Annotated in this window: 15 protein-coding genes; 14 read left to right on the plus strand and 1 reads right to left on the minus strand. The window is 59.2% G+C overall.

The annotated features are described in order from the left end of the window. Nucleotides 1–253 precede the first annotated feature (253 nt). The 11 genes from ACTM86_RS08075 to ACTM86_RS08125 all read left to right on the plus strand — a co-directional run bounded on the left by ACTM86_RS08075 (nucleotide 254) and on the right by ACTM86_RS08125 (nucleotide 9,775). Nucleotides 254–565: a hypothetical protein gene (locus ACTM86_RS08075; protein ID WP_055286330.1), complete on the plus strand. Its 312-nt coding sequence runs from the start codon at nucleotides 254–256 to the stop codon at nucleotides 563–565. A gap of 3 nt (nucleotides 566–568) precedes the next feature. Beyond that, entirely contained in the window at nucleotides 569–1,372 is an 804-nt protein-coding gene (gene atpB, locus ACTM86_RS08080) for a F0F1 ATP synthase subunit A (RefSeq protein WP_022094263.1), read from the plus strand. A 124-nt stretch (nucleotides 1,373–1,496) separates the two neighbouring features. Further along, nucleotides 1,497–1,691 (plus strand): ATP synthase subunit C, encoded by a 195-nt coding sequence (locus ACTM86_RS08085; RefSeq protein ID WP_022094262.1) that lies wholly within the window; start codon nucleotides 1,497–1,499, stop codon nucleotides 1,689–1,691. A 15-nt stretch (nucleotides 1,692–1,706) separates the two neighbouring features. Beyond that, on the plus strand, nucleotides 1,707–2,309 hold the full coding sequence (atpF, locus tag ACTM86_RS08090) for a F0F1 ATP synthase subunit B (RefSeq protein WP_118081621.1): 603 nt from the start codon (nucleotides 1,707–1,709) through the stop codon (nucleotides 2,307–2,309). Next, a complete protein-coding gene (locus ACTM86_RS08095) occupies nucleotides 2,299–2,775 on the plus strand; it encodes a F0F1 ATP synthase subunit delta (protein ID WP_441017006.1) in 477 nt (158 codons plus the stop codon). The genes atpF and ACTM86_RS08095 overlap by 11 nt, the downstream gene beginning before the upstream one ends. Next, a complete protein-coding gene (gene atpA / locus ACTM86_RS08100) occupies nucleotides 2,775–4,373 on the plus strand; it encodes a F0F1 ATP synthase subunit alpha (protein ID WP_427719698.1) in 1,599 nt (532 codons plus the stop codon). The genes ACTM86_RS08095 and atpA overlap by 1 nt, the downstream gene beginning before the upstream one ends. A gap of 5 nt (nucleotides 4,374–4,378) precedes the next feature. Then, nucleotides 4,379–5,287, plus strand: coding sequence for an ATP synthase F1 subunit gamma (gene atpG / locus ACTM86_RS08105; RefSeq protein ID WP_427747818.1), 909 nt, complete (start codon nucleotides 4,379–4,381; stop codon nucleotides 5,285–5,287). Beyond that, on the plus strand, nucleotides 5,287–6,741 hold the full coding sequence (atpD, locus tag ACTM86_RS08110) for a F0F1 ATP synthase subunit beta (protein ID WP_055286334.1): 1,455 nt from the start codon (nucleotides 5,287–5,289) through the stop codon (nucleotides 6,739–6,741). The genes atpG and atpD overlap by 1 nt, the downstream gene beginning before the upstream one ends. 3 nt (nucleotides 6,742–6,744) lie before the next feature. Next, a complete protein-coding gene (atpC, locus tag ACTM86_RS08115) occupies nucleotides 6,745–7,137 on the plus strand; it encodes an ATP synthase F1 subunit epsilon (RefSeq protein WP_154518384.1) in 393 nt (130 codons plus the stop codon). 88 nt (nucleotides 7,138–7,225) lie between these two features. Next, entirely contained in the window at nucleotides 7,226–8,509 is a 1,284-nt protein-coding gene (murA, locus tag ACTM86_RS08120; RefSeq protein ID WP_441017009.1) for a UDP-N-acetylglucosamine 1-carboxyvinyltransferase, read from the plus strand. A gap of 12 nt (nucleotides 8,510–8,521) precedes the next feature. After that, complete coding sequence (locus ACTM86_RS08125) at nucleotides 8,522–9,775, plus strand: LCP family protein (protein WP_441017012.1); 1,254 nt, start codon at nucleotides 8,522–8,524, stop codon at nucleotides 9,773–9,775. Nucleotides 9,776–10,030: 255 nt separating this feature from the next. On the opposite strand, the gene pepT is transcribed toward ACTM86_RS08125, so the two are convergent. Further along, nucleotides 10,031–11,278 (minus strand): peptidase T, encoded by a 1,248-nt coding sequence (gene pepT / locus ACTM86_RS08130; RefSeq protein ID WP_427719695.1) that lies wholly within the window; start codon nucleotides 11,276–11,278, stop codon nucleotides 10,031–10,033. A 120-nt stretch (nucleotides 11,279–11,398) separates the two neighbouring features. Here pepT and ACTM86_RS08135 point away from each other — a divergent pair, with 120 nt between their 5' ends. The 3 genes from ACTM86_RS08135 to ACTM86_RS08145 all read left to right on the plus strand — a co-directional run bounded on the left by ACTM86_RS08135 (nucleotide 11,399) and on the right by ACTM86_RS08145 (nucleotide 14,302). Further along, complete coding sequence (locus tag ACTM86_RS08135; protein WP_154518396.1) at nucleotides 11,399–11,821, plus strand: metal-dependent transcriptional regulator; 423 nt, start codon at nucleotides 11,399–11,401, stop codon at nucleotides 11,819–11,821. 12 nt (nucleotides 11,822–11,833) lie between these two features. After that, nucleotides 11,834–12,727: a homocysteine S-methyltransferase family protein gene (locus ACTM86_RS08140; RefSeq protein WP_154518399.1), complete on the plus strand. Its 894-nt coding sequence runs from the start codon at nucleotides 11,834–11,836 to the stop codon at nucleotides 12,725–12,727. Between the two features lie 174 nt (nucleotides 12,728–12,901). Then, nucleotides 12,902–14,302, plus strand: a complete 1,401-nt coding sequence (locus ACTM86_RS08145; RefSeq protein WP_441017015.1) for a phosphoglucomutase/phosphomannomutase family protein — start codon at nucleotides 12,902–12,904, stop codon at nucleotides 14,300–14,302. Nucleotides 14,303–14,740: the final 438 nt, after the last annotated feature.

Here is a 14,740-nt window from a genome sequence, read left to right on the forward strand (position 1 = left end):
AATACGAAGAAACGGTGCGCGCGGACGAACAAAAGTCGACCGCGCGCACTCCTGTTAACGGACGTTTTGCCCTGCAGGGTTCGAGAAAAACGTATTACCGTACCTGCGGCATAAAGAAGGTCTTAAGAAAACGAACAGGTGCGTATTAACCGATGCTTTTTCGGTTGTACTTTAGCGATTGGCTCGTACAATAGTCACCAATGTTTGGCGGGAACTGTTCTGTGAAGCGTTAAAAAAGAAAGTGAGGACGCCAGTGTTTCAGATAGCCGATCTGCTCGCTATCGTTGCAGGCGCCATCGCGGGCGCGGTCGCCTTTCTTCCCTTTGTTTTTACGCTCAAGCCGGTTCTTGACGATAAGCAGAATGCGGACATGCTCAAGGGCATGGTGAGTCTGGCGGTTTCGGCAATCGCCCTGCTCGTCTTTACCTTGGTTGTGTTCGTGTTGTTCGGAGAGGCATTTCGCATGTTCCTCCTGGGCGAGGCGATCGGCTTCGTGGCCTTTATGGCCGCCTGCACGGTTCGTGTCGCCAAGGCGCTGCGAGATCCTCATGAGGTCGAAAGGTAAGTCGTGGAAATTTTTGAAAAGCTGCCTGATGAGATTAATCATCTGGTCAGCGAGTTCAGCTCCACCCCCGTCGTGGGCGATCTGAGCTGCGGCATCACGCAGTACTCGTTTTGGCTGATCGTCTCCACGATCGTGCTCCTGATCGTCCTGGCCGTGTTCAAGAAGAAGCAGACCCTGGTTCCCAAGGGCTTCTTCGTCAACGGTTTCGAGTACATCATCGAGTACGTCGAGAACGATATCGGCAAGGGCGTCGTGGGTGAGAACTGGAAGAAGCACTTCCCGTTCCTGTGCTCGCTTTTCCTGTTCATCCTGATCAATAACATGATCGGCCTGATTCCGGGAATGAAGCCCGGCACCGGCGCAATCGGCTCCACCGCCGCGCTCGCCATCTTCGCCTTCGTGTACTTCATCTACTACGGATGCAAGGCTCACGGTGTGATCGGCTACATCAAGAGCCTCGCCCCGCAGGGCGTGAGCTTCCCGATGAACGTCCTTGTGTGGGTCGTCGAGCTTTTCTCGACCTTCCTGCGCCTCATCACGCTCGCCGTCCGTCTGTTCTGCAACATGTTCGCAGGACACGTGGTCATGGGCTCGTTCGCCATCATGGCGAGCATGTTCATGCAGCCGCTGCTTCAGCAGGTTTCCGCGGCCCACGCCGTCGGCGCCCTGCCTTCGCTGGCCTGGCTTGCCATCCTCATCCTGATCTATGCGATCGAGCTTGTGGTCGGCGCCATCCAGGCTTACGTCTTCACGGTCCTTACCGCCGTGTATGTCTCCGAGGCAGAGGAGGTCGCGGAGGAGGAGTAGTCTTCCGTTCGCGCCTTAAAGGTAAGGCAATTCGTTAAACCGCCGGTGCCCGTACCCATGGAGCCCGGCAGTTATAAAAAGGTTATCCTGCGTGAAATAAGACACGCACGACAAAGGAGGAATCGTGGGAGTTATCGGTTACGGTCTCGGTGTTATCGGCGCTGGTCTTGCTATCGGCCTGTCTGCTCTGGGTGCTACGGGTGCTATGGCCCGTCAGCCTGAGGTCCAGGGCCGCGTGTTCACCGTCTTCATCATGGGCTCCGCCTTCGGCGAGGCTCTGGCTCTGATCGGCTTCGTTGTCGCGCTGATCGTTAAATAGCACGGAGCGTCAAGTATGAATCTTTCATCCCAGAAGAGCGCGATCGCACTCTCCGCGTCCGCGGCCGCGCTGCTTATGCCGGTTTCCGCGTTCGCCGAGGACGGCGCTGCCGGTGCGGACATCCTCATCCCTAAGATGGCGGAGTTCATCCCGGCGCTTATCGCCTTCCTGATCATCTGGATCGTGCTGGCCAAGGTCGCCCTGCCGGGCATCATGAAAACCATGGAGGAGCGCGGCAAGAAGATCGAGGAGAGCCTCGACGAGGCCGAGAAGACCAAGCAGGAGGCCATCGCCAAGCGCGCTGAGTCCGACTCGATCGTCACCGACGCCCGTCGTCAGGCTGCCGACATTGTTCTCGAGGCCCGTAAGGACGCCGAGTCCGAGCGCGCCCGTATCATCGAGGCTGCTCACAAGGAGGCCGAGGAGATCATCGCCAAGGCCCATACGACCGTCGAGGACGAGCGCAAGTCCATCTACGCCGGTGCCGCGAGCTCCATCGCCGACCTGTCCGTTGCCGTCGCCACCAAGATCGTGGGCGAGGCACTCGAGGACGAGGCCGGGCAGAAGAAGCTCATCGAGCGCTACATCCAGGAAGCAGGTAGCCTGAATGCCGACTAGCCGCTATCAGGACAAGGTGCTCGAGACCTACGCGCGCTCCCTCATGGAAGCCGCCAAGGCCGAGAACCATGTGTTCGAGGACCTCGAGATGATCGAGCGCCTGGCTTCCGCCAGCCCCGAGATCATCGCCGTGCTCGACACCATGTCCAAGCGCGACCAGCTCGACCTTCTTCCCAAGGTGGCAGCTGCCTTTAAGCATGTTGCCGAGGAAGACGAGGATGTAGTGGGCGTGACCGTCACCACGGCGATCCCGCTCGACGACGAGCTGCGTCAAACCATCACTAAGAAATGCGAGCAGGACTTCGGCCGCAAGGTATTCCTTATCGAGCAGGTCAATCCGTCTATCGTGGGCGGCCTGGTGCTCGAGGCCCGCGGCGAGCGTCGTGACATTTCCGTCAAGACGCAGCTGCGCATCGCACAGGAGACCCTCGCAAACTCTGCCAATTCGTACGGAGGTGAAGCCTAATGTCCGAAACCCTCAATGCCCAGGATATCGCCAAGAAACTGCAGGAGCAGCTCACGAACCTCTCCGCGACGGTCGATACGCATGAGGTTTCAACGGTCGACGAGGTAGGCGACGGCATCGCGCGCGTCTCCGGCCTCAAGAGCGCCATGGCAGGCGAGCTTCTGGAGTTCAAGAGCTCCGATACCGGTGAGACCGTCTTCGGCCTTGCCCAGAACCTTGACCGTGACGAGGTCGGCGCCGTTCTGTTCGGTGCCGTCGACTCCATCAAGGAAGGCGACGAGTGCCGCACCACTGGCCGCATTATGGATATCCCCGTGAGCCGTGCCATGCTCGGCCGCGTCGTCAATCCGCTCGGCCAGCCCATCGACGGTTTGGGTGACATTGTCGCCACGCACCGTCGTCCTATCGAGTTCAAGGCCCCCGGTGTCATCGACCGTACCCCGGTATGCGAGCCGGTTCAGACTGGCCTGTTGGCTATCGACTCCATGGTGCCTATCGGCCGCGGTCAGCGCGAGCTTATCATCGGCGACCGTAAGACCGGTAAGACCGCTATCGCCATCGACGCTATCCTCAACCAGCGTGGCAAGGGCATGGTCTGCATCTACGTCGCTATCGGCCAGAAGGCCTCCACGGTTGCCAACATCCGCGAGACCCTCGCTCAGCACGGCGCGCTCGACTACACCATCATCGTTTCGGCCACCGCTGCCGATTCCGCCCCTATGCAGTACATCGCGCCTATGGCCGGTGCCGCTATCGGCGAGTTCTTCATGTACAACGGCGAGGACGGCAAGCCCGCCAGCGAGACCAACCCCGGCGGCCACGTGCTCGTCATCTACGACGACCTGTCCAAGCAGGCTGTGGCCTACCGTCAGATGTCGCTGACGCTGCATCGTCCGCCCGGACGCGAGGCCTATCCTGGCGACATCTTCTACCTGCACTCTCGTCTGCTCGAGCGTGCCGTCAAGATGTCCAAGAAGAACGGTTACGGCTCCATGACGGCTCTGCCGATCATCGAGACCCAGGACGGCGACGTCTCGGCCTACATTCCGACCAACGTCATTTCCATTACCGATGGTCAGATCTACCTGCAGTCCGAGCTCTTCTTCCAGGGTCAGCGCCCGGCAGTCGACGTGGGCATCTCCGTGTCCCGCGTCGGTGGCGACGCACAGACCAAGGCTATGAAGCAGGTCGCCGGCAACCTCCGTCTGGACCTCGCTTCGTACCAGGAGCTCGCCGGCTTTACGCAGTTCGGCTCCGACCTCGACGAGGCCACGCAAAAGCAGCTTACCCACGGCGCTCGCATGACTGAGCTCCTTAAGCAGTCGCGCTACAAACCGTTTGAGGTTGGCGAGCAGATTGCAGTTCTGTTTGCAGGCAACGAGGGCTTCCTCGACGATCTCGAGATTGCCGACGTGCTGCCTTTCCGCGCCGAGCTTATCGAGTACCTGGACAACGGCTTTGGTTCGCTGCTCGACAAGGTTCGCGCCAAGAAGATCGACGATGACACCAAGGCTGAGCTCCTGCGCGTCATCGGCGACTTTAAGCAGCAGTTCATGGCCAAGCACCATGCCGATACGACTGGATCAGAGGAGAACTAAGCCCTATGGCCAACCTTCGCGACATTAAGAAGCGAATCTCCTCGGTTACCACGACCAAGCAGATCACGCGCACGATGGAGATGGTCTCTACGGCCAAGATCCGTCGTGCCCTCGATCGCTCCAAGCAGGCCGAACCCTATAAGGAGGCGCTGACCGACGTCATGTTGACGGTCGCCGGCGACGCCTCCTGTTCGGGCACCGATCCCATGCTGCAGAAGCATGAGAGCGTCAAGCATGGCCTGATTGTCGTTATCGCCTCGGACCGCGGCCTTGCCGGCGGTTTCAATACGACGGTGGAGCGCACGGCCGAAAAGCTCGCCGCTTCTTGGGCGAACGACGGCATCGAGTGCGAGATCATCGCGTGTGGGCGCAAACCGGCCACGTATTTCCGTGACCGCGCAAACGTCATCATGCACTTTGAGGGCAACTCCTCTGAGCCCGATTTCAATCAGGCCCGCATGATCTCCTCTCATATCTGCGATGCGTATCGTGCCGGTGAGCTTGACCGTGTCGAGCTTGTCTACCACCACGCCAAGAACCGCGTGGATCAGGAGCTTCGCGTCGAGCACTTGCTGCCGCTCGATCCCGAGATGATCGCTATGGCCCACGGTCCGCGTAAGAACGAGGCCGACGCCCCTAAGCGTATCTCGTCCACATTCGAGTTCGTGCCCTCTCCCGAGCATGTTCTCGGCAAGCTTGTACCGTCGTATATCCTGACGGTCATCTACCAGGCCTTGATCGATTCGGCCGCCGCCGAGCAGGGTGCACGCCGCAAGGCGATGCACTCCGCGACGGAAAACGCCACCGCGATCATCTCGACCCTTACCCGCACGTATAGTCGCGTGCGTCAGGCTTCGATCACGACCGAGATTAACGAGATCGTCGGCGGAGCCTCAGCATTGGAGGAACAGTAATGGCTAATAACACCGTAAAGCTTGCGGTCGAGGAAGCCACCAAGAAGACGACTGCCGGTGATGGTCGCATCGTGCGTATTATCGGTCCTGTCGTCGACGTCAAGTTTGACGGCGCGGTGCCCCCGATCTACAACGCGCTCACGGTCGAGGCCGAGACCCCGATCGGTCACCTGAGCACGATCCTCGAGGTCGAGAGCCAGCTTCCGGGCGGCGTCGTCCGCACGGTCGCCATGTCCTCGACCGACGGCCTGCAGCGCGGCCTCATCGCCACCGATACCGGTGAGCCCATGAAGATGCCCGTTGGCCCCAAGACACTCGGTCGCATCTGGAACGTCATGGGCAAGCCCGTCGACGGCAAGCCCATGCCCGAGGTGGAGGAGTTCTATCCCATCCACCATGCAGCGCCCCGCTTTGACGAGCTCACTACCAAGACCGAGATTTTCGAGACCGGCATTAAGGCCGTCGACCTGCTCGAGCCCTACATCCGTGGCGGCAAAACTGGTCTGTTCGGTGGCGCCGGCGTCGGCAAGACCGTTCTGATTCAGGAGCTCATCAACAACCTCGCTCAGGAGCACGGTGGCACCTCGGTGTTTACCGGCGTCGGCGAGCGTACCCGTGAGGGTACCGACCTTTATCTCGAGATGAGCGAGTCGGGCGTTATCGACAAGACCTGCTTGGTCTATGGTCAGATGAACGAGCCGCCTGGAGCGCGTCTGCGCATCGGTCTGGCCGGCCTTACCACCGCCGAGTACTTCCGCGATCGTGGTCAGGACGTTCTGCTGTTCATCGATAACATCTTCCGCTTCTCCCAAGCCGGTTCCGAGGTTTCCGCCCTTCTGGGTCGTATGCCGTCCGCCGTTGGCTACCAGCCCACGCTGGCTACCGAGATGGGCGACCTTCAGGAGCGCATCACCTCGACCAAGACGGGCTCCATCACCTCCGTTCAGGCTGTCTACGTCCCCGCAGACGACCTGACCGACCCGGCTCCCGCCACGACGTTTACGCACCTCGATGCCACTACGGTTCTTTCGCGTAGCATTTCGTCGCTCGGCTTGTTCCCGGCCATCGACCCGCTCGCGTCTTCCTCCGACGCCCTCGATCCCTCGATCGTCGGCGAGGAGCACTACCGTGTCGCCGTTAAGGTCCAGGAGCTCCTGCAGGAGTACTCCGACCTTCAGGACATCATCGCCATTCTGGGTATGGACGAGCTGTCCGAGGAGCAGCGCCTTACGGTCAACCGCGCTCGTAAGATTCAGCAGTTCCTCTCGCAGTCCTTCCACGTCGCCGAGAAGTTCACCGGCAACCCCGGTGTCTACGTTCGCGTCGAGGATACCGTCCGCTCCTTCGCCGAGATTGTCGACGGCAAGGCCGATGACCTGCCCGAGCAGGCTTTCCGCTATGCTTCCACGATTGAGGACGTGCGCGAGCGTGCCCGCAAGATGGGGGAGAAGTAGGTTATGCGTATCCGCATCGTGTGCCCCGTGAGCTGCGCCTATGAGGGCGACGCTGCGTTTGTGTCGATTCCGTCCACGGATGGCGAGTTTGGCGTTCTGCCTGCTCACTCCAGCGAGATCTGCACGATCGACCGCGGTTACGTTCGCGTCTCCGATAAGGCCATGGGCACTGTCGACCACACGTTTGCCGTGGCCGGCGGCTATGCCCAGGTTGCGGACGATGTCGTGACCGTTCTCGCCGAGCGCGCTTGCGATTTGGCGACCGTCGATGCCGACAAGCTTAAAGCTGATATTCAAGGTTTTGAAGAGAAGCTGGGTAATTTGTCGGAGGATGATGCGCGCCGCGCCTACCTCTATAATGAAATCGCATGGTGTAAGCTCATGCTTGCCCAATAGTCAAACGATTTGGCGTTCGACCATTTGCGAACACATCATGCCCGGGATGGCCCAGCCATCCCGGGCATGCTTTTTGAAAGGGTAGACCTTGGATATTATCCGTGTTGAAGGTGGCCACACCATCGGAGGCTCCGTGCCCGTTTCGGGTGCAAAGAACTCTGCACTCAAACTCATGGCGGCAACGCTTCTGGCACCGGGGAAGACGACGCTGCAGAACGTGCCCGATATCTCGGATGTCCATGTTATGGGCAAGGTGCTCAAGGGTATGGGCGCCAAGATTGACGTTCTCGATGAGCATACGCTCGAGATCGACACTTCTCAGGTTGATTCCTGGGAGGCTCCCTACGAGCTTGTCGCCAAGATGCGCGCCTCCACGGCCGTGATGGGTCCCCTGCTGGGCCGTTTCCATCGTGCCAAGATTGCCATGCCGGGTGGCTGCAATCTGGGTGCCCGTAAGATCGACATGCACATCTTGGGTCTTGAGGCGCTGGGCGTAGAATTCGACACTGCACACGGTTACATCAATGCCAACGCTCCTCAGGGGTTGCGTGGTACCACGGTTACGCTTGAATTTGCCAGCGTCGGCGCTACCGAGAACCTCATCATGGCGGCCGTGCGCGCACAAGGCACTACGGTTATCGATAATGCGGCTCGCGAGCCCGAGATCGTCGACCTTGCCAACATGCTTAACGAGATGGGCGCCAAGATTGTTGGCGCCGGCACGCCCGTCGTGACCATCGAAGGTGTGGACGAACTGCATCCCGTTACCCATCGCGTGGTGGGCGACCGCATCGAGGCCGGCACCTTTATCGTTGCCGGTGCCCTGATGGCCGATGACCGCGGTGTCGACGTTACGGGCTTTTGCCCCATTCACTTGGGCATGGTGCTCAAGAAGATGGAGCTCATGGGTATCGAGTGTGAGCGAATCGAGAATGGCGTTCACGTGAGTCGTGTCGAGCGCATCAGGCCGGTCGATATTCAGACACTTCCGTTCCCGGGCTTCCCGACGGACATGCAGGCGCAGATCATGGTGCTTTCCGCTCTTGCTGATGGCAGCTCTGTGATTACCGAGAATATCTTCGAGAACCGCTTCATGTTCGCGTCGGAGCTGGTCCGTATGGGCGCGGATATCCGCATCGAAAGCCATCACGCCATGATTCATGGCGTCAAGGGATTCTCGGGTGCACAGGTTACCTCGCCTGATCTGCGCGGCGGAGCCGCGCTCGTCGTTGCTGGCCTTATCGCCGACGGCGTTACCGAGGTCTCGGCCATCCATCACATCAAACGTGGCTATGAGCAGTTTGTCGAAAAACTGCAGGCACTTGGCGCAAACGTCGAGCACGCCACTGTTCCCGATCCCGTCATCTACTAATGCAGGTTGCCTATGTTTAATAATAAGAAGCCTTTAGCGGATACTCGAAGACCTTCAACCGGCGCACAGGCCAAGATCTACAGTCGCGATAATGTTGCACGCTACTCCGAGCGCGCTCGTCAGCGCCGCCGCGGCCAGACAATCCGTCGCGTTGCGCTTATCGCCGTGCTTGGCGTGCTGCTGAGCGCTACGACTGCCGCCGGGCTGTGGTTCGCCAACATTATGGGCAAGCTTGGCGATTCCAATGTCATTACCGACAATCTGCGCCATATCTTGGTGGATACCAATGAGGCCAAAGATCCGTTCTACGTGCTTCTTTTGGGTACCGATGGTCGTCCGGGCGAGGACACGTATCGCGCCGATTCAATTATCTTGGCGCGCATCGACCCTACGCAAAAGCAGGCTACGCTTATATCCATTCCACGTGATACCAAGGTTGTCTATAACGGCGAAACCATGAAGGTCAACGCCTGCCATACCTATGGCGGTGCCGAGGCCATGGTTCAAGCGGTCAATGAGCTGTGCGGCGTGCAGATTTCCCACTATGCCGAGGTTAGCTTTGACGGTATGCAATCATTGATTGACTCTGTGGGCGGTATCGACATCAACGCCACCGACGATGTCGATGACCCCGAGCATCTGGACATTAAGATTACGGCAGGCCAGCAGCACATGGACGGTGCTACCGCGCTCACCTATGCCCGTTGCCGCTATACCTATGCCGACGGCGACTATACGCGCATGCGTCACCAACGCCAGGTGCTTGGTGCCCTTGCCAACCAGATTCTCAACAACTTTGATGCTACGAAGGTCTTCGACCTGGTTAATTCGCTGTCCGATATGCTTGTGACCGATATGAGCGTTCAGGACATCGTGTCTACGGTCAATGCTATGCGCGGCATGGATGTCGATGGCATCTATTCGGCGAATCTGCCTTCCTACGCAGATGAAACCACCATGATCGACGGCCAGAGCTATGTCTTTGTCTACGAGGACGAGCTTAAGGAGATGATGGCGCGCGTCGATGCCGGCAAGGATCCTAAGGGACCAAACACCATGGGCCTATCCGACGGAACCAGCTCCACAATCGGTGATTTGAGCAACCATACTTCTGACGATTACGCCTACGGTACGGCCGGTTCGTCGGAAAGCTCGGGCGATTCGAGCTATTCGGACGATTCGAGCTATTCGGACGATTCGGATTACAGCTCATATTATTACGAGGAGCCCACTGGCGACGGCAACGGTTACGAAGCCAACTACTAGGGTTGCGCGGGCTTGCCAGCCCGTGCAACGGCTCGACGCTGCGCGCCGCCCAGAGCGACAATTTGTCATTCAAAAGGCAGGGCATGACCAGAAGGTCAATGTCCTGCCTTTTTCATGCCAACTTGTTCGCTCTGGACGTCGCTCGCTGACGTTGATTCAACCAGCGATGCCGACTACTCCCCTTGCACCAAAAAATCGCCCCGTTCCCGGTTTTGAGGACGGGGCGATTTTGCTTACCTAGATTATTCGAGTTCCTTATGCGAAGCGGGCGACGAGCTCCTGCAAGACGTCGGTCATCTTGACGAGCGAGCTGACCGGAACAAACTCGTTGACGCCGTGGTAGCAGTAGCCGCCCGTCGAAAGGTTGGGACAGGGCAGGCCGCGGAACGACAGCTGTGCACCGTCGGTGCCGCCGCGAATCGGCAGCACCTGGGGCTCAACATCGCAGGCAAGGAAGGATTCCTTAGCGACATCGATCAGCTCTGGGTAGTCGCGGACGATCTCGGCCATGTTACGGTACTGGTGCTTGATCTCGACCGTTACGCGCTCCTCGCCCAGACGCTGGTTGAGCAGCGCGGCGGCAGCATCCATCAGATCGAGCTTCTGCTGGAACTTGGCGGCATCGTGATCACGGACGATATAGCGCGCCGTGGCATGGTCGACTGTGGCAGAAACGCCCTCGAGGTGATAGAAGCCCTCGTAGCCCTCGGTGTATTCCGGACGCTGCACGTAGGGAAGCAGGGCATTGAAGTCGCAGAACAGATTGCCCGCGTTAACCATGCGGCCCTTGGCGTCGCCGGGGTGAATGGACTGGCCCTCAAAGCTAACGGTAGCCTCGGCGGCGTTGAAGCACTCCCACTCAAGCTCGCCAACCGGACCGCCGTCGACTGTGTAGGCATACTTACAGCCAAAGTCCTCGATATCCAACAGCTCGGCACCGTGGCCGATTTCCTCGTCCGGGCAGAAACAAATACCAAGCGTGGGGTGGGGCAGGCTGGGGTCCTGTGCAATGCGTGCGACGAGCGCCATAATCTCGGCGACACCGGCCTTATCGTCGGCGCCCAGCAGCGTGGTGCCGTCGGTGCAAACCAGGTCCTCGCCCAAAAGGTTGTTGAGGGCGGGGAGCTTGGCGGTGCTCATGGATACGGGCTTGCCGTCGACGATGCCGCAAACCAGGTCGCCGCCCTCGTAGTGCACGATGTGCGGCGCTACGCCGGCGCCCGGTGCGACCTCGGTGGTGTCGAGGTGCGCGATCAGGCCCAGAGCGGGCTTATTCTCGGAGCCGGCGCTCGCGGGAATGTGAGCGCAGACATAGGCGTTTTCGGTTACATGGGCATCGGTTGCACCAAGCTCGCGCAATTCCTCGGCAAGCACATTGGCAAGATCAAACTGGACGGTGCTCGACGGAACCTGGTCACAGTTGGCGTCCTCGGACTGTGTGTTGATCTGGACGTAGCGCAAAAAACGCTCGAGTACGTCGGGGTTCGTGGTGGTGTTTTCCATAGAGACCGCTCCAATCTTGGTTGTCGTGTGCAACAAGAACTCTAGCACGGTATGCCGCAGCATACCGCGACGCTTGGATGGGGTAGAATCAGCCATTGAATGCAGAAGGGACGGATGTTCATGGATACGACAAATAGCTCGCGCGAGCTACATCTAACGGTGGCGAACGAAGACTACTTGGAGTGCATGGTTCGCATCGAAAGCGAGGATGGGGAGACTAATGGCGTGCGGTCGGTCGATATCGCACAGCGCCTTGGCGTCTCGAAGGCATCGGTCAACAAGGCGGTTTCGGCTCTCAAGGCATCCGAACTTGTCGAGCAGTCTCACTACGGCAAGGTTATCCTGACCAACCGTGGGCGCGAGGTCGGTTTGGCTATCTGGTATCGCCATCGCCTGATTCGCACATTTTTGGTCCAGGAGCTCGGCGTCGACTTTGAGCGCGCTGATGCCGAGGCCTGCATGATGGAGCACGCGCTTTCCGAGGACACAATGGTCCGTTGGCTCGCCTATCTCGAAAAGCAGGGAATCAGCATCGAGGAATAGCGAAACATATATATGGATACGAGTTATTACAATCGCTTCGGCGGCGAGGAGCTTATGCGCCGACTTGCCAGCGAGACGCTGCTGGCACAGGGTCCGATGGGCAGCGTGCTGCTGAGTGAATACGGTGCCGCCGATATTCCGCCGGCATTTTGGAACCTCGCCGAACCGCAGACGGTTTCTCGCATCCACCGACTGTATGCCGCCGCTGGTGCACAGGTGCTTATTACCAATACGTTCCAGGCATCGGGTTTTGCGCTCGATCGCGATGAAATCGCTCCATCTATGGCAGAGGTCAATCGCGGGGCGGTCGACGATGCCCGCCAGGCAAATCCCCAGCTATTGCTGGGGTCCATGGGGCCTATTGCGATTGAGTGGTTTGTCGAGGATTCTTCCGAGTATCGAGAGATTCGCGCAAATGCTCGCGAGCAGGCGTCCGCCCTGCTCAACGCCGGCGTCGACGGGATTCTGGTCGAGACGATCACGTCTATCCGCAATCTGCAGCCCGTGCTCGCCGGTGTCCATGATGCCGCTGATGGCATGCCCGTTCTGGTGAGCTTTGCTATTGATGACAAGGGCGACCTGCTGGGTGATGGCCTAAACATCGAAGGTGCCATCTTGTATGCCGAGAAGCACGGTGCGAGCTCGGTTGGGGTCAATTGCTGCACCCTGACAGCGGCTACCGCTGCGGTACCAAGAATGGTCAAGATAGCCACGACGCCCGTTACTGTACGTCCCAATGCGGGAAATCCGGTCCAAACGCAAGATGGGCCTGTGTGGCACGAGGACCCCGAAGCTTTCGCGCGCGCATGCGTCGAGTGGAAGCGGGCTGGCGCCGCAATGGTTGGTGGCTGTTGCGGAACCACGGCGATCACGACGGCTGCTATGGCAGACGCGCTCGATATATAGAGTCCTAAGAAAAGCACATTCGAATTGCCGCCCCAACCGGGGCGGTTTTTTGTCTATATGCGCCCTCGACGGCTTTTGCCTAAACGGTGAATGCGTGCGCCGGCGGCTTGCCGGGCGCTCGTTGCGGGTATACCACCTGCGTACCATGATCCAAACACTGCGAGGTGTCTGCGTGTGTGCGCGATAATTCATTTTGGAACTGATGGCTGGCGCGCTCGCGTCGGCGAGGATTTCAACGCTGACAATGTTGCCCGTATCGCTGATGCCGCTGGCGAGCTCTGGCAAAAGACATATCCCGGCAAGACGGTATATATCGGGTATGACACCCGTCCCCGGGCGCGCGAGTTTGCAGAACTTGCAGCTGGCGTGCTTGCGGCCCATGGCCTTGATGCCGTGCTCGCGGCCCGTTTTGTACCCACGCCTGCCATCACGTGGGCTGCCGCATACGATGGCGAGGCGTGCGGGGCGCTCATGGTGACCGGTTCACATCATCCGCAGGGCTATCTCTGTCTCAAACTGCGCATGGGCGATGGTTCCACGGCAAACCAGGACGTCATCGAAGAACTCGAGGCAACGATGGCCGCCGAACCTCTGGGGCTCGAGGAGCAGTACCGCACGGCGGATATCATTCCCGACTATATGCGAGCGGTAGCATCGTTTGTCGATGCCGATGCCATTCGTGCCGCTCGTCTGCGCGTGGTGGTCGACCCCATGGGGGGAGCGGCTCAAGGTTATCTTGCCGATTTGCTGCGCGAGCTGGGTGTTGAGGTCCATGAGATTCATGCGGGGCAAGCATCGGATTGGGGGGATATCTGTCCCGATCCCGTAGAGCCGTGGGTGGATGCCTGCGAGCGTGCAGTTATCGAAGACGGTGCGTGTGCCGGCCTGGTGACCGATGGCGATGCTGACCGTATTGGCGCGGTCGACGAGCGCGGTAGATATATACATCCGCATCAGATCATGGCGCTCGTAATGGGCGAATTGGTTCAGTTTCGCAATTTGAAGGGGCGAGTCGTCGTCAATCTATCGTGCTCGACGCTTGTACGTCGTGTTGCCGAGGCACTCGGTTGCCGCGTGACCGTAAAACCGGTTGGCTTCAAATATATAGCCGCCGAGATGAAAAAAGACGGGGTGCTTATGGGCGGTGAGGAGGCCGGTGGCATCGGCATTGCCGCGCATATGCCCGAGCGTGACGGCATTCTCGCTTGCCTACTCCTGTGTGAGCTCATGGCAAAGACGGGGGCTTCGCTGGGCGTGCTGGTCGATCAGCTCGAGGCGAGTTTTGGAAAAACAAGTTATGGCCGTCGAGATTTACGACTTGAGGCAGAAGATGCCGAGTCGCTGCGCACGCTGCTTCCCGGTGTGAATCCCAAGTCGATTTGCGGCAAGGTGCCGCAGAGCGTAAGTCACATGGACGGCTTGCGTTTGGCATTTGAGGATGATACCTGGCTGTTGGTTCGCCCGAGCGGCACTGAGCCGGTGGTGCGAGTGTACGCCGAGGGCTTTTCGGTGGAGGAGCGCGACGAGTTGCTTGATGCCGGCTGCGCTTTGGCTCGGGGCGCATATCGGCTCTAGCCATGGGGCTAATCAATATAAAGATATGCTCGGCGAGTGGTAGGTAACGACTGGCAAGCGTCAGCTGCGGGTATAAATGTGTAGGAGTTGTGTGCAACCAGATTCCCGCCCCGCGGGCCCCTCCGGTCTGGCAATATATCTCCTTGCCGCGCGGCCCGGTCGGACCGGGAACCGGCGCAGGCGTGCACCTTGAGAACCGGATACTGCGAGGATGGACACACCAGATGTGTCGCATCCGGGCAGACATCGAACCATTTGAAATGGTCTGACTTGGATTCGTTTTTCGCAAGGCCGCCGAGAGGCGGCCCCGAGAATTCCTTTTCCTATACAGAACCATATGAATCGAACGGAACCGATCAGCGATGACTGAGAGGACCGGACGGGCTCGAGGCCCAAGCATATTTGGACGGAGAGTTCGATCCTGGCTCAGGATGAACG

It is taken from the genome of Collinsella sp. HCP3S3_E11 (assembly GCF_052067375.1).
Taxonomy (GTDB): Bacteria; Actinomycetota; Coriobacteriia; order Coriobacteriales; family Coriobacteriaceae; genus Collinsella.

Excerpts from the sequence above, each read along its gene's own strand:
- atpF (WP_118081621.1), top strand. The coding sequence starts at position 1,707 with ATGAATCTTTCATCCCAGAAGAGCGCGATCGCACTCTCCGCGTCCGCG.
- ACTM86_RS08095 (WP_441017006.1), top strand. The coding sequence starts at position 2,299 with ATGCCGACTAGCCGCTATCAGGACAAGGTGCTCGAGACCTACGCGCGC.
- atpA (WP_427719698.1), top strand. The coding sequence starts at position 2,775 with ATGTCCGAAACCCTCAATGCCCAGGATATCGCCAAGAAACTGCAGGAG.
- atpG (WP_427747818.1), top strand. The coding sequence starts at position 4,379 with ATGGCCAACCTTCGCGACATTAAGAAGCGAATCTCCTCGGTTACCACG.
- atpD (WP_055286334.1), top strand. The coding sequence starts at position 5,287 with ATGGCTAATAACACCGTAAAGCTTGCGGTCGAGGAAGCCACCAAGAAG.
- atpC (WP_154518384.1), top strand. The coding sequence starts at position 6,745 with ATGCGTATCCGCATCGTGTGCCCCGTGAGCTGCGCCTATGAGGGCGAC.
- ACTM86_RS08125 (WP_441017012.1), top strand. The coding sequence starts at position 8,522 with ATGTTTAATAATAAGAAGCCTTTAGCGGATACTCGAAGACCTTCAACC.
- pepT (WP_427719695.1), bottom strand. The coding sequence starts at position 11,278 with ATGGAAAACACCACCACGAACCCCGACGTACTCGAGCGTTTTTTGCGC.
- ACTM86_RS08135 (WP_154518396.1), top strand. The coding sequence starts at position 11,399 with ATGGATACGACAAATAGCTCGCGCGAGCTACATCTAACGGTGGCGAAC.
- ACTM86_RS08140 (WP_154518399.1), top strand. The coding sequence starts at position 11,834 with ATGGATACGAGTTATTACAATCGCTTCGGCGGCGAGGAGCTTATGCGC.